Raw genomic sequence first — 13,403 nt, 5'->3', positions numbered from 1 at the left:
CGTTGGACGGTGTACCGGTCATGGCCATGCTAAGTCGCCCGGTCTACGGAATACTTTCACCGCAGACCGGAAAGAACCACCTCCTCATCGCGGACGCCGAAGGTGCGGCCGCGATCCTCGACCTGGCGAAGAAGACATCGCCGGATTTCTTCGCCGCTGCCGAGGTCATGTTCGTTCCCGGCCCGGATGGCGGGAAATATGTCGAGGCGCTCAAGGCACTGGTCCCCGGAAGGCTCTATGAGGGGCCTTCGATCGCGGCGGCGATGCCGCGGCTGCGCCAGATCTTCGGCGCGGCCCATATGGGGTTGCGCCTTTACGTCGCCGGGACGGAAAGTCTTATCGGCCAGGTCGTCCAGGCCGCTTCTGAAGCCGGCATCGAACACGCTTCCATCCAGACCGAGCATCGTGGCTCCTGGGCGCGGCGGGTTCAGTGCGTCCACTGCAAGGGCATTACAGAGAATGTGACCACGCAGCCCGTCAAATGTTCGCATTGTGGCCTGCTTCTTTTGGTACGCGATCATTATTCGCGCCGTTATGCCGCCTTCCAGGGCGTGTGCATCAACGCGGAGGACCCGTCCGAGATTCCACCGACAGAGGAGATGTTCCGTTGAAGGCAGGATCCAACAGAATCGAAGCGGTCGTGACCGACGTCGTTGCGGTCAACGAACTGGTGAAGCGGTTTCACTTCGAGCGCCCCGACGGCGGCATTTTGCCGACGTTCTCGGGCGGCGCCCACATCGTTGTCGAAATGCGCGATGACGGGCGCACCCGTCTCAACCCATACTCGCTGATGAGTTCGCCGCTCGACACGCGCGACTACACCATCAGCGTGCGCCGCGACGATGTCGGGCGTGGCGGCTCCCTATTCATGCACAGCCGGGTAAAGCCCGGCCAGAGCATGGTCATTTCCAACCCCGTCAACCTGTTCTCGCTCGATCTGCGCGCCAAGAAGCACCTGATGATCGCCGGTGGCATCGGCATCACCCCGTTCGTTGCGCAGACATCGCAGCTTGCGGGCGAGGGCGGCAATTTCGAGCTGCATTATTCCTGCCGAAGCGATGCCCTGGCTACTTATGCCGATGTGTTGAAACAACGCCACGGCCGGCGCATTCACGTCTATCGCGACGATCATGATGAGAAACTCGATCTACCCAGGCTTCTTGCCGGTCAGCCGCTCGGCACGCATCTTTACGTTTGCGGGCCGGCCGGAATGATCACCTGGGTCAGGAACACGGCTGCTGCGGCCGGTTGGCCTGCCGAGACCGTTCACTACGAGCATTTCGCGGCGCCCCAGCCCGGCAAGCCATTCGACGTGACCTTGGCCGTCAGCGGCATCGGCATCCGCGTCGGCGAACACGAAAGCCTGCTTGAGGCGATCGAAGCCGCCGGCCTCGATCCGCCCTATTTGTGCCGCGGCGGCGTGTGCGGCCAGTGCGAGACGAACGTCATCTCGTCCGATGGCAAGTTCTTGCACAACGATCATTGGCTGAGCGAGGAGGAACATCGCTCGGGCTGCAAGATCATGCCGTGCGTATCGCGTTTCGAAGGCAAGTCGCTCGTTCTGGAGCGGTAGGGAAAGCGCGGAGGAGGAAAAAATGGGAATCAATTTCAAGAAGGAAACGTTTCGCGACGATTATTCGTTCAAGAACAGCCCCGAGCAGGTAAGGCGCTTCCCCTTTCCGTTCCATGAGGACGGATACATGTACTCGGTCAATATCGAGCCGCATGTCGGTGGTCGCACAGGCACCGTGTTCGAGCATCTGTTCGATGTCGACGAACACTACGTCTCGGAGATGCAGGACCGCGCCATGGTCCTGGCGGAGGATCCGCTGCGCTGCCAATCGCTGCCGCATATGACGCTGGCCGGCTGGGATACGCTCGAACTTCTGATGACCGAGAAGGCAAAGAGCTATCCCGAGCATTTTTCGCTGACGCGCGACGGCGACAAGTGGCACTGGATCAACCGGCCTCTCGGCATCGACGACCACTTTACGTTCGGCGACACCTCGACGCTGCCCTACGGCCCGCTCGAATACATCACGCGCCAAAGCCAGGGCGACTTCGCCGTGCTCGACCAGCGCGACAACAATCTGTGGATGGACGCCGGCATCGTGACCACGCAAGCCGACTGGTCGCTCGATTTCGATATCGGCATGAACTTCTTTGAATGGCACGCGCCGGTCCCGCTTGCCCATGAACTGGGTATCTTCACCCGCGCCTTGAAGTTCCTGATGGCGATGCAGCAGGGGCAGCCGGCGCGCCGCCTCAACTGGACGATGACCATCAATCCGCGGCTCGACACCAGCCCGGAGAATTTCCACAAATGGGGAACCGACCGGGCGACGGTTACGCCGGAAAATGTCGGCCAGAAGGTGCATCTGCGCGTCGAAGTGCAGATGTTCTTCCGCCTGCCGCGTTCCAATGCGCTGCTTTTCCCGATCCGCTGCTACCTGATCAAGATGGACGAATTGGTGTCCTCGGCGAAATGGGGCCGGCGTTTCCACCGTGTGTTGCGCGATTTGCCGGACGAACTGGCCGAGTACAAGGGTCTGGTTCGCTATCGGCCGACCGTCGTGGAGTGGCTGTCGAAACGGGATGACGGCAAGCCGACATCGTCGGGGTACGGGCCGGACTAAGGTCCGGCAAGCGCCAAGCGGGTTTCAGAAAGACTCGTTGCGCTAAGGCAAAGAAGAGCGGCGGCCGCCATGGTACGGCGCTCTTATGGAAGTGCAGAAAGGAGTTACATCGCCATGGATGTAACCGTGAAGACCCGCACGCTCTACAAGGATTTGGGCGAAGAAGAAGGCGTGCGCAATCTGGTCGAGACGTTCTATGATGTCATCGAGCAGGACCCGGACGCCCACGAACTCCATCTGTTGCACCTCAGGGGCCATGGAGTGGCGCACTCCCGGGAGGAGCAGTTCAACTATCTCTCCGGCTTTTTCGGCGGCCCGAGCCGCTATGTCCAGAAGCATGGCCATTCGCGGCTGACTGAAATCCACGAACATGTACCCATCGGGCCGGCGATGCGTGATCTGTGGTTGCGCTGCATGGAAAAAGCCATGGCCACGGTCGGCATTGAGGGCGAGCTGAAGCAGCAGGTGATGGTGCATTTCACGCGTGCTGCCGAGACATCCAGGAACAGGGATGTGGATTAGGGCATGTTGAGATCGAGGTGACGGTGGTCCCCAGCTGGCGACTTTCGCGCGTCCGGTGCTCATGCAACTTCATATACACTGCGGCACCGGTTTCTTCGACTTGCCTCGACCTGAAACTCGACACATCCTCGACCCGTCAGAGCGCTCTGGCCCTACGGTTCACGGCAGTTTGACTTCCAAGTACGTCACCTGCGGGCGCTGTTGTGCTTGAATTCAGGTGTTTAAATGTTTACTGTAGATAAAGAGGCAACGACGTACACGGATGTGAGGGCAATATGGCGGGAGCAAGGAAAATGACGACCGTGCCGCCCGCTCCATCCGCCCAACACATACCCCAGATAAAGATAAAAGCGCCGCCGCGCCCGTCTCCGACGCTGACGCAGAACCCGCACGCCGTAAAGGATACGAAGGAAAAGGTCCTGGAAGTGGCCATCGGTCACGAAGTGCGGGCCTTTCGCAAGAAACTCGGCATTACGGTCGCCGATCTGGCCAACGCCACGAACATTTCACTCGGCATGCTGTCCAAGATCGAGAACGGCATCACATCGCCGTCGCTGACCACCTTGCAGGCCCTGTCGCATGCACTAGGCGTGCCGCTGACATCGCTGTTTCGCCGTTTCGAGGAAGAACGCAGCGCCGTGTTCGTGAAAGCGGGTGAAGGCGTCGACGTGGAACGTCGCGGCACGCGCGCCGGACACCAGTACAATCTGCTCGGCCACATCGGTTCGAACACCAGCGGCGTGGTCGTGGAGCCATATCTCATCACGCTGAACGAACATTCCGACGTGTTTCCGACTTTCCAGCATGACGGGATGGAATTTCTCTATATGCTGGAAGGCGAGGTGGTTTACCGGCATGGAAGCAATCTGTTCCATATGGAACCGGGCGACAGCCTTTTCTTCGATGCCGACGCGCCACACGGTCCGGAGGAAATGACGAGATTTCCGATCCGCTACCTGTCGATCATTTCCTACCCGGGACGCGGCAACGACTGAGGCCCAGCGCAAAGCGCGGGCACCGACCTGTCGGAACCTGCGGCGGCGCATCGTCCGGCGCCTGTTTCCACAGGACGGATAGCAGAGTTGTGAAATGAAGGCTGAAATCAACCAGATAACATCTCAAATCATCGCCACCCACTCGGTTGGGGCGACGGTGCAGATCGTTCTGGATCGGCTGTTTGCGAAAATAAAATCAGAGGAATATCCGCCGGATACACGCCTTCCATCGGAACGAGCCCTGGCTTCAGAGATGGGGGTGGCCCGAAATACCGTGCGTGAGGCGCTGGATATATTGGAAACCCGCAACGTCATCAAAAGGCGGCCTGGCAGCGGCAGTTTCGTGACCTATCGTTCGGAAGATGCGAACGGACGGGGCGATAGTTCGGTGGCGTTGGAAACCAGCCCGTTGGACCACCTTGTGGTGCGTGGTATACTTGAGCCCGAGATGGTGCGCCTCGCCGTCATCAATATGACCACGCGTGAAGTGCGTGAACTGGAACAACTCATGTCGAAGATCGAGGGCGTGCATACCGATGTCGCTGCCTTCGTAAAATGCGAAGAGGAAATTTATCGCAAAATTGCGGAAGGTACGCGCAACCCCCTGCTGGCATCGTGTTACGATCTGGCGATCGAGGCTTGCAGATTCAGCTTTCGCACCGCGCTGCTTCGCCGGCACCTGACCCCCAAGCGTATCCTTGAATATCAACAGCGTTACAACACGCTGTTCAACGCGATCGCCTCTCGCGATGTCGAGCGAGCCGTCGAGTTTATCAAACTGCACCTGATCGAGGAGCAGAAGTTACTTCTGCAGGAAGATTGATTCCGGCGTCCGCGTTTTCAGGGCTGCTCCATTGCCGCTCGAGCGCAGGCGCTGTTCCCAAAGCTGCCCCAGATTTGACATTTCCTGTTTGAGCAGGTCCCCATGGCGTTGCAGCCAGCGGGGGATCGAGCCGAAGGTAGCAATTTTCGCCTTGCCGTTCTTCAGCGTCACCACAGGCCAGTCTCCGACCAGCGCGTTGTCGATCCCGAACATGCTTTCGCCCCACCAATGGGCCGGGCCGAAGGCGTGGGTGACATGTCCAAGCTGTTTCATTGCCGCCAATACGGACAAGGAGTTGACGCTGTTGCATTTTTCAACCGCAGCATGCCAGATATCCAAAATGGCGACATATTCCCAGCTCACCGCGGTCCAGGTGCCGGGGAAGCGGCGGTTGTACTCGTCGAAGAAGCCCTTGGGCCGGTTGAAGAAAAACGTCTTTTCCGTCAGTTTTTCATCATCGAAGTCCGGGAACTGAAATACAAAACCTTCCATGAACTCGATGGATGTTCTTGCAACCAACTGGTCGTAATAATCCAGCGTGCAGGATATGATCTGGCCCTTGAAGCCCTTCGCATGGGCATATTCTGTCATGGCGTGGACCATCGGCGTATAGCTGGTGCACCAGCATAGGATATCGGCGCCCGAATCCAGCATCGGCTGCACGATCCCCGCTGCAGCGGTCATACCGGGATCATACTGAATTTCCTTGGCAATTTCGATGTTCGCTGCCTTGAATGCCGCGCGATAAGTCGCAAGCGATGGAAGGCCAAGTTCATCGACCTGGCTGCAAATTGCGACGCTCCCCAGTTCCGGCTTGGCTTGGGCCAGCCATTCCACTCCGGTCACGTTGTAGATCGGGTGCAGTTCACTGGGTGCGATCAGGTAAGGTGTATCAGGCGACAGGTCGCTCGGCAGCAAGGTTGAAGTCAGGAGTTTGCGGCGGGTCAGATAGTCACGTATCTGTGCAATCGTATCTCCGCCCAGCATCATCAGCAGCTTGATGTCATGCTGTTCTACCAGTTGGCGCGCACCTTTTTTGGCCTTATCGGCATCGTAGCCGCAATCAAATTCCACGATCTTGATCGGATAGCGTCGCCCGTTGATCAACAATCCGCCGGTTTTGTTTAGCCAGTCCTCCCAGATCCGGCAGCCATGCAAACCGGGTAGGCCCCATGACTCGACCTGGCCGCTGAGCGGAGCTAGAAATCCGATATTCACCGCGTTCGGCATGCCCACAGACAGCCGGGGCAGAGCGCTGGAGACCGCGAGTTGATGAGCGAAGCTGGGATTCTGCATGTCGTAAGTATCACCAGAAGCTACTAAATTTCATCTCTTGCGGGAATTTTTTCTTCCCTGCAGGAAAACGGTTGACAGATTGGTATAATAAAAGGCACCATTCCCTAGACCAAAAGGACCAATAACAAAATTTCTCCTGGAGGGGAACCGCATGGACAAAAGGGTAGCTGTCATCGGTGCCGGACCATCCGGCCTCGCTCAACTCAGGGCTTTTCAGTCGGCCGCGAGCAAAGGCGAGAAAATTCCCGAAGTTGTCTGCTTCGAAAAACAGGCAAATTGGGGTGGCTTGTGGAATTACACCTGGCGTACTGGACTGGACCAGTATGGCGAACCGGTCCACGGATCGATGTACCGCTATCTGTGGTCGAACGGCCCCAAGGAAGGCCTTGAATTCGCCGACTATTCCTTCGAGGAACATTTCGGCAAGCAGATCGCCTCCTATCCGCCCCGCGCGGTTCTCTTCGACTACATCGAAGGCCGGGTGAACAAGGCTGGCGTGCGTGACTGGGTCCGCTTCGAGAGCGTCGTGCGCCTGGTTACCTGGGACGAGAAGACCAAGAAATTCACGGTCACCGTGCAGGATCTGCCGAACGACCGCTGCTATACCGAGGAATTCGACAATGTGATCGTCGCCTCGGGCCATTTCTCGACTCCGAACGTTCCTGAATTCCCCGGCTTCGACCGCTTCAACGGCCGCATCCTCCATGCCCACGACTTTCGCGATGCGCGCGAATTCACCGGCAAGGACATTCTGGTTGTCGGCACCAGCTATTCGGCCGAGGACATTGGCTCGCAGTGCTGGAAATATGGCGCCAAGTCGATCACCAACTGCTACCGCACCGCACCCATGGGCTTCGACTGGCCGGAAAACTGGGAAGAAAAGCCGCTGCTGGAGAGGGTCGACATCAATACCGCCATCTTCAAGGATGGCTCGACCAAGCACATCGATACGATTATCCTGTGCACCGGCTACAAGCACCACTTCCCCTTCCTGCCCGACGATCTGCGCCTGAGGACCGCCAACAGGCTGGCGACCGCCGATCTCTACAAGGGCGTGGCCTATGTCCACAATCCGGCGATATTCTACATCGGCATGCAAGACCAGTGGTTCACGTTCAATATGTTCGATGCCCAGGCTTGGTGGGCGCGAGACGTGATCCTTGGCCGGATCAAGCTGCCTGGCAGCAAGAAAGAACTGCTCGCCGATGTCGAGGCCCGCGTTGTCGGCGAAGATGCCGGCAAGGACAGCTACGACGCGATCAGATACCAGGGCGAATACGTCAAGGAGTTGATCGCGGAGACCGATTACCCCAGCTTCGACGTTGATGGTGCCAACCAGGCCTTCTTCGAGTGGAAGAAGCATAAGAGCAAAGGCATCATGGAGTTTCGCAACCACTCCTATCGTTCGGTTATTACCGGTACGATGGCGCCGCCGCATCATACGCCGTGGAAGGATGCGCTCGACGATTCGCTGGAATCATATCTCGGCGAGGCAAAGACAGCCGCCGCCGCGGAATAAGCCGTCGGCCGGTGAACGGGAATACCCGCGCCGGCTTTCATTTTCGACAGTAGCCAAATGGGAGGCGTACACTGTCTGACGCACCGATTCTCGAATTGCGCAACGTCACCAGGAAGTTCGGCGGCCTGACGGCTGTCAATGACCTTTCCTTTGCCGTCCGGCGTAACAGCATTCACGGTCTCATCGGCCCGAACGGAGCCGGCAAGACCACGACCTTCAGTCTGGTCAGCGGCTACTACAAGCCGTCCAGCGGCAAGATCTTTTACCAGGGCCAGGACGTCTCGGGCCTGAAGACCAGCCGGCTGGCCCAGCGCGGACTGATCCGCACTTTCCAGGGAACGACGCTGTTCCAGGAATTCAGCGTCATCGACAATGTCAGGGTCGGCTGCCATCGCAGCGCGGGTGCCGGTTTCGTATCGCGCATCACCGGCGGTGACGCGCCGGTGGAGCGTGCAGCCGAAAACAAGGCGCGCGCAGCACTCGAACTGTTCGATCTGGGCCAGTTGGCGGACGAACCGGCATCGAGCCTGCCGCATGGCCACCAGCGGGCGCTGGGCATGGCGGTGGCGCTTGCCGCCGATCCGACGCTGATCCTGCTCGATGAACCGTTCACCGGCATGAATCCGGAAGAGACGCGGCGCATGATGGACCATGTTCGCCGTATCCGCGACGAACGCGACATCACCATCATGCTGGTCGAGCACGACATGCAAGCCGTCATGGGCCTGTGCGAGCGCATAACCGTCATGAATTTCGGCCAGTTCCTCACCGAAGGCTCGCCGCAGGAAGTCGCCAACGATCCGCGCGTCATCGAAGCCTATCTGGGACGTACAGACGATGCTGCTTGAAGTCCGCAACCTGCACGTTCACTATCAGAAGGTCGCCGCGCTGAAAGGCGTCAGCCTGGAGGTGCCGTCCGGCGGCATCGTCACCATCATCGGTGCCAATGGTGCCGGCAAAAGCACGACCTTGCGTTCGATCTCGGGCCTGACCAAGCCCTCGAAGGGAGAAATCCATTTCAATGGCGAGCGCATCGACAATCTGCCTGCCGAAAAGATCGTGGCGCGCGGCATTGCCCATGTTCCGGAAGGGCGGCGCGTATTTCCCGACCTGACCGTCGAGGAAAATCTGCGCATCGGCGCTTTCCTGCGCACCGACAAAGCCAAGATCGAGAGCGACATCGAGGATATTTTCCAGCGCTTCCCGCGCCTGAAGGAGCGCCGCACCCAGTGGGCGCGCACGCTCTCGGGCGGCGAGCAGCAGATGGTCGCGATCGGCCGGGCGCTGATGTCCGGGCCGAAGCTGTTGTTGCTCGACGAGCCGTCGATGGGCCTGTCTCCGGTGATGGTGCAGGAGATGGCGCGTATCGTTTCCGACATCGCCGAGCGTGGCGTGCCGGTGGTGCTGGTCGAGCAGAATGCCGGGCTGGCGCTGAAACTGGCATCCTACGCCTACGTGCTCGAGATCGGCACCGTTGCCGTCGAGGGCAAGGCGGCGGACCTGAAGGCAAACGACCATGTGAGGAGGGCTTATCTTGGTGCGTGAGGATTGGACCTTCAAGGATCTCATCGCTGCCGGTTGGAGCGAAGCCGATCTCGAATGGGAGCGGCGGACCGAAGATTCGCTTTCGGCCCTGGCTGAAGGGCGGGTCGATGAAGCCCGCGCAGGCTTTGCCAATGCGCTTCGGCTTGCTCGCGCCGGATTTGCGGCGAACGATCCGAGGCTTGCCGCAAGCCTCAGCAACCAGGCTGCTGCGGTCGCCACCGAAAATGGCAGCGGGACAGGTCAGATCAGGGCCGCTGCTGCGCAAGCCTGGTCGGCATGCGATAGCTGGATCGACAAGATGACGGCGCCGCGCACCGCGCGCTCCTCTATGTTTCATTTGCGCATGGAGCGCCTGCACCGCCCGGCCTACGAAGAGCGCTGGCGCGTCAAGGGACGCGAACTGCTCGCCGACGTGCGCGAGGAGGTGTGTGCGGACGAGACACTCGAATTCGTTGGCCGGCACGAAGCGGCCGAGCGGGTGGCGCGCTGGCACCGGGAGCGCCCGGTGACGCTGAGCGATCCCCGGAAGCTGATGGCCGCGGTGATCCTGCTGGCTGCACGGGAAAAGAGATTTGGAATCAACGGCGATGCCTTGCCGCGCGAGGAAGGTCGTCTCCAGCAACAATAGAACCGACAGAAAACGGGTGCGCTACCGTCGATCCGGCGCATCACGGCACAGACAGGGTCGATATGGGAACTGGCCGGGCGGGGCACCGTTGGTCATTCGCAAAGCGGAGGAACTGCAATGAAGTCAGCATCAAGTATTTCGCTTAACAGACGAACCCTTCTGACCGGCGCGGCTAGTGCAGCACTGCTGCCCGTGATCGGTATGCCGAAGGCGAGCTTTGCGCAGGAAAACGTTGTCAAGATCGGCTTTCTGGCCCCGTTGACCGGCCCTGTGGCAGCTTGGGGAAAGCCTGGACTGGACGGCTGCAAGATCTGGGCCGACTGGATGAACGAGGCCGGCGGCATCGAGATCGGCGGCAAGCCCTACAAGGTCGAACTGGCCTCCTATGACGACGAGGACGATGCCGGCAAGGCCCGCACCGGCGCCACCCAACTCATCCGCGAAAACGAAGTCAAGTTCATCATGATGCTGGGCGGCAATTCCTGGCCGGGTGTCGAGGAAATCGCCGCGCGGCAGAACATGCTGGTCTCGACGCTGCTGCCGAGCGACCTGACGCCCGACACGACCACCTTGATCGCACCATGCGAAGTGCATCCGATCTACAATGTGACGGGCGTGGATTGGCTCGCCGCCAATCGCCCGGAACTCAAGACCGCTGTCGTGTGCGCGCAGGACGATGCGCTCGGCAAGCCTTCGGTCGCGACCTATCTGGCGGCATTCGAGGCTGCGGGCATCCAGATGGCCAGCCCGCCGCTGTTCTTCGATCCGGCGACTACCGACTTCGCGCCGGTGATGACGCAGCTTCTGGCCAACAAACCGGACATTTTGTGTCTCGACACCTGCTACGCCGACTATGTTCAGCCCTTGTGCGAGCAGGCCTTCCAGCAGGGCTACAAGGGCCAGATCATCTCGTGCACGCTGGACTTCTACCAGCGCATCGTGGAGCGCACCTCGAAGGAATTCATGGAAGGCGTCATCTTCCAGTTCCCGGATTTCGACGACAAGGCGCTCAACGATCCGCGCATCAACTTCAAGAAGCCGAACGAGTTCTTCGCCGAGTATGTGAAGCGCTACGGCGCTACGGAGTGGTCGGCGGTGTCGTGGGAATATTCCTCGATCCTCGATCTGTGGGCGGATGCCGCCCAGCGCGCCGGCAGCATCGAGCCTGCCGATGTGCTCGTCGCCATGAAGGACGACGGCAAGGGCAAGCACGCCTTTGGCGACGCCCGCTGGTGGGGCAAGGAACTGTTCGGCATCGACAATGCTCTGGTCGGCGACTGGCCGGTTGTCGTCATCCGCGATGGCAAGGCAACGATCGCCGAATTCCGTTCGATCCCGGATTGGTGGGACAAGAACGGCGAGTTGCTGGTCAAGCACATGACCGATCTCGGTCAGATGTGGAACCAACGCTGATCAGGACGCTGCCGGGCTGAACGGCCCGGCAGCTTCCTTCACCTGAAACTGTCGCCACCAGACGGGGTAGCCAATGCCGGATTTCCTCCTGCAGACCGTTTTCAATGCATCCTATGCAGCCAGTTACATGGCGCTGATCGCCGTCGGACTGGTGCTGATCTTCGGCGTCATGGGCGTCATCAACTTCGCGCATGGCGAGCTCTACATGGCTGGCGCCTATGCGATTGTCTTCTTTTACGCCTGGACGGGATTGCCGTTCTTCGTGGCGGTGGCGCTCGGACTGGTCTTCGTCGGGTGTCTGGGCGTCCTGATGGAGTTGACACTGTTCAGACCACTGCGAACGAATCCGCTGGGGGGGCTGATTGCGTCGATCGGCTTCCTCTTGATCCTGCAGACGCTTGCGGTGCTCGGCTTCGGCCTGCGCAACCAGAATGTGCCGTCGGTCACGCAAGGGCGCATCACGGTTGGCGGAGCGTTCCTGACCTATGAGCGCCTCTATGTCATCATCGCGACTGTCGTGCTGCTTGCGGTTCTGTGGCTGTTCCTGCGCAGAAGCAAGTTCGGCTGGGCCTTGCGGGCCTGCGCCCAGGACCGCGAAGCCGCTGCTCTCCAGGGCATCTCCATCAACCAGACGGCGCGCTATGCGATGTTCATCGGGGCGGCCCTTGCCGGTGTCGCCGGCGCGATGACGGCACCCCTGGTGGCGCCGTCTCCTTACATGGGACATGGCGTCATCGTCACCGCGTTCATCATCATCATCGTCGGGGGCATCGGTAGCCTCGAAGGCGCGGTGGTGGCCGCTGTGCTCTATGCTTTCGTCCATACCTTCGTGACGACGTTTTACGATGGCGTCATCGCCAATATCGTCGGCCTGCTGCTGATGCTGGCGGTCCTTGTCGTCAAGCCCCAGGGCCTGTTTGGAGTGCGCGAACGTGCCTGAGAAAACCACCATGGGCGGAGCCGGCCTGATCGGCATTCTCATCCTTGCGGTAGTGCTGATTGCGGTGCCTCACCTGGTCAGCTTTTCGCAGCAGGAACTTTTGGTACTGCTGACCATCAACGTGCTGGTCGTCGTCAGCTACCGCTTGCAGACCCTGACCGGCGAATGGTCGCTCGCACACGTCGTCATGATGGGGGCAGGGGCTTACGGCAGCGCGCTGTTTGCCAAGAGCTTCGGCTTTCCGGTGCCGCTTGCGATGATTGCCGGCGCGATAACCGCAGGCTTGATCGCGGCGGCACTAAGCTTCCCGCTGTTTCGCATGAAGGGCTTCTACTTTCTCATCGGCTCCTTCGCGGCCGGCGAAATCCTGCGCCTGATCTGGAAGCGCTTCACCGATCCGTTCGGTGGGCCCAAGGGCATCCAGCGCATTCCGGGCTTCCCCGAAATCGACCTTGGTTTCATCCACATCGATTTCTACGATCCGGCGAACTACTACTATCTCGTCCTGGTCGTGGTGCTGGTTTCGCTGTGGGTGCTTTACCGCGTCGAGAAATCGCGCATCGGCCTTACCTTCAATGCCATCCACTGGCAGGACAAGCTGTCGGAATCGGTTGGCGTCGACGCCTTCCGCTACCGCATGCTGGCTTTCGTGATCGCCTCGTTCTTTGCCGGCCTGGCCGGTGCGCTCTATGCCCACTACCTCAGCACGGTCAATCCGAACCAGTTCGACGTCAACACCATGGTCTACGTGCTGATCTGGACCATCGTCGGCGGCACCAGCCGCTGGTACGGCCCGATCCTCGGCGTGGTTGCCCTGACCATCGTCGACGAGGTCATCCTGCGCTCCATCGGCGTCGATCAGGTCCGGCCGCTGCTTTACGGCCTGATCCTGATCCTGGCCATCCTGTTCCTGCCGAATGGGCTGGAGAGCGTGGTCATCAAGGCGAAGGACGCATTGCTCAACCGTGGCCGGGCTGGCGTGCCCGATGGTTCCGCTGCCCTGCGCAAGTAGCATCGGGCCGTGCCGGCAACAGCGCTGGTCGAATGCAAAGTCTGGTCATCAAGCCGAGCGGCGGGGTCATTCCC

At 60.0% G+C, this 13,403-nt stretch carries 14 protein-coding genes; 13 read left to right on the top strand and 1 reads right to left on the bottom strand.

Going from position 1 to position 13,403, the window contains the following annotated elements:
* The first annotated feature begins 20 nt into the window (after window positions 1–20).
* The 6 genes from ASD64_RS00610 (at window position 21) to ASD64_RS00585 (ending at window position 4,976) form a co-directional block, all read left to right on the top strand.
* On the top strand, window positions 21–611 hold the full coding sequence (locus ASD64_RS00610; protein ID WP_056099095.1) for a dimethylamine monooxygenase subunit DmmA family protein: 591 nt from the start codon (window positions 21–23) through the stop codon (window positions 609–611).
* The gene (locus ASD64_RS00605) at window positions 608–1,573 is read left to right on the top strand and encodes a PDR/VanB family oxidoreductase (protein ID WP_056099093.1); all 966 of its coding nucleotides are present in this window, start codon (window positions 608–610) and stop codon (window positions 1,571–1,573) included. The genes ASD64_RS00610 and ASD64_RS00605 overlap by 4 nt, the downstream gene beginning before the upstream one ends.
* 22 nt (window positions 1,574–1,595) lie before the next feature.
* On the top strand, window positions 1,596–2,636 hold the full coding sequence (locus ASD64_RS00600; RefSeq protein WP_056099091.1) for a heme-dependent oxidative N-demethylase family protein: 1,041 nt from the start codon (window positions 1,596–1,598) through the stop codon (window positions 2,634–2,636).
* A 114-nt stretch (window positions 2,637–2,750) separates the two neighbouring features.
* Window positions 2,751–3,158, top strand: a complete 408-nt coding sequence (locus tag ASD64_RS00595) for a group II truncated hemoglobin (protein ID WP_056099088.1) — start codon at window positions 2,751–2,753, stop codon at window positions 3,156–3,158.
* 293 nt (window positions 3,159–3,451) lie between these two features.
* Entirely contained in the window at window positions 3,452–4,153 is a 702-nt protein-coding gene (locus tag ASD64_RS00590; RefSeq protein WP_156459943.1) for a helix-turn-helix domain-containing protein, read from the top strand.
* 94 nt (window positions 4,154–4,247) lie between these two features.
* The gene (locus ASD64_RS00585) at window positions 4,248–4,976 is read left to right on the top strand and encodes a FadR/GntR family transcriptional regulator (RefSeq protein ID WP_056099084.1); all 729 of its coding nucleotides are present in this window, start codon (window positions 4,248–4,250) and stop codon (window positions 4,974–4,976) included.
* Here the strand turns inward: ASD64_RS00585 and ASD64_RS00580 are convergent.
* A complete protein-coding gene (locus ASD64_RS00580; protein ID WP_056099081.1) occupies window positions 4,956–6,272 on the bottom strand; it encodes an ABC transporter substrate-binding protein in 1,317 nt (438 codons plus the stop codon). The genes ASD64_RS00585 and ASD64_RS00580 overlap by 21 nt on opposite strands.
* 151 nt (window positions 6,273–6,423) lie before the next feature.
* Here ASD64_RS00580 and ASD64_RS00575 point away from each other — a divergent pair, with 151 nt between their 5' ends.
* The 7 genes from ASD64_RS00575 to ASD64_RS00545 all read left to right on the top strand — a co-directional run bounded on the left by ASD64_RS00575 (window position 6,424) and on the right by ASD64_RS00545 (window position 13,329).
* On the top strand, window positions 6,424–7,791 hold the full coding sequence (locus ASD64_RS00575) for an NAD(P)-binding domain-containing protein (protein WP_056099078.1): 1,368 nt from the start codon (window positions 6,424–6,426) through the stop codon (window positions 7,789–7,791).
* Window positions 7,792–7,886: 95 nt separating this feature from the next.
* Window positions 7,887–8,639: an ABC transporter ATP-binding protein gene (locus ASD64_RS00570; RefSeq protein WP_244480673.1), complete on the top strand. Its 753-nt coding sequence runs from the start codon at window positions 7,887–7,889 to the stop codon at window positions 8,637–8,639.
* A complete protein-coding gene (locus tag ASD64_RS00565) occupies window positions 8,629–9,336 on the top strand; it encodes an ABC transporter ATP-binding protein (RefSeq protein WP_056099072.1) in 708 nt (235 codons plus the stop codon). The genes ASD64_RS00570 and ASD64_RS00565 overlap by 11 nt, the downstream gene beginning before the upstream one ends.
* On the top strand, window positions 9,329–9,964 hold the full coding sequence (locus ASD64_RS00560) for a hypothetical protein (RefSeq protein ID WP_156459942.1): 636 nt from the start codon (window positions 9,329–9,331) through the stop codon (window positions 9,962–9,964). The genes ASD64_RS00565 and ASD64_RS00560 overlap by 8 nt, the downstream gene beginning before the upstream one ends.
* A 117-nt stretch (window positions 9,965–10,081) precedes the next feature.
* Window positions 10,082–11,377: an ABC transporter substrate-binding protein gene (locus ASD64_RS00555; RefSeq protein ID WP_056099066.1), complete on the top strand. Its 1,296-nt coding sequence runs from the start codon at window positions 10,082–10,084 to the stop codon at window positions 11,375–11,377.
* Window positions 11,378–11,450: 73 nt separating this feature from the next.
* Window positions 11,451–12,317: a branched-chain amino acid ABC transporter permease gene (locus ASD64_RS00550; protein ID WP_056099063.1), complete on the top strand. Its 867-nt coding sequence runs from the start codon at window positions 11,451–11,453 to the stop codon at window positions 12,315–12,317.
* Window positions 12,310–13,329, top strand: a complete 1,020-nt coding sequence (locus ASD64_RS00545; RefSeq protein WP_200957767.1) for a branched-chain amino acid ABC transporter permease — start codon at window positions 12,310–12,312, stop codon at window positions 13,327–13,329. Before ASD64_RS00550 ends, ASD64_RS00545 begins: the two co-directional genes overlap by 8 nt.
* Window positions 13,330–13,403: the final 74 nt, after the last annotated feature.

The organism is Mesorhizobium sp. Root157, from assembly GCF_001427385.1.
In the GTDB taxonomy this organism is placed as follows: Bacteria; Pseudomonadota; Alphaproteobacteria; order Rhizobiales; family Rhizobiaceae; genus Mesorhizobium.
The sequence above is the reverse complement of the archived record's forward strand: the minus strand, read 5'-3'. Positions and strand labels throughout refer to the sequence as shown.

Excerpts from the sequence above, each read along its gene's own strand:
- ASD64_RS00590 (WP_156459943.1), top strand. The coding sequence starts at position 3,452 with ATGACGACCGTGCCGCCCGCTCCATCCGCCCAACACATACCCCAGATA.
- ASD64_RS00555 (WP_056099066.1), top strand. The coding sequence starts at position 10,082 with ATGAAGTCAGCATCAAGTATTTCGCTTAACAGACGAACCCTTCTGACC.
- ASD64_RS00600 (WP_056099091.1), top strand. The coding sequence starts at position 1,596 with ATGGGAATCAATTTCAAGAAGGAAACGTTTCGCGACGATTATTCGTTC.
- ASD64_RS00595 (WP_056099088.1), top strand. The coding sequence starts at position 2,751 with ATGGATGTAACCGTGAAGACCCGCACGCTCTACAAGGATTTGGGCGAA.
- ASD64_RS00580 (WP_056099081.1), bottom strand. The coding sequence starts at position 6,272 with ATGCAGAATCCCAGCTTCGCTCATCAACTCGCGGTCTCCAGCGCTCTG.
- ASD64_RS00575 (WP_056099078.1), top strand. The coding sequence starts at position 6,424 with ATGGACAAAAGGGTAGCTGTCATCGGTGCCGGACCATCCGGCCTCGCT.
- ASD64_RS00550 (WP_056099063.1), top strand. The coding sequence starts at position 11,451 with ATGCCGGATTTCCTCCTGCAGACCGTTTTCAATGCATCCTATGCAGCC.
- ASD64_RS00585 (WP_056099084.1), top strand. The coding sequence starts at position 4,248 with ATGAAGGCTGAAATCAACCAGATAACATCTCAAATCATCGCCACCCAC.
- ASD64_RS00565 (WP_056099072.1), top strand. The coding sequence starts at position 8,629 with ATGCTGCTTGAAGTCCGCAACCTGCACGTTCACTATCAGAAGGTCGCC.
- ASD64_RS00610 (WP_056099095.1), top strand. The coding sequence starts at position 21 with ATGGCCATGCTAAGTCGCCCGGTCTACGGAATACTTTCACCGCAGACC.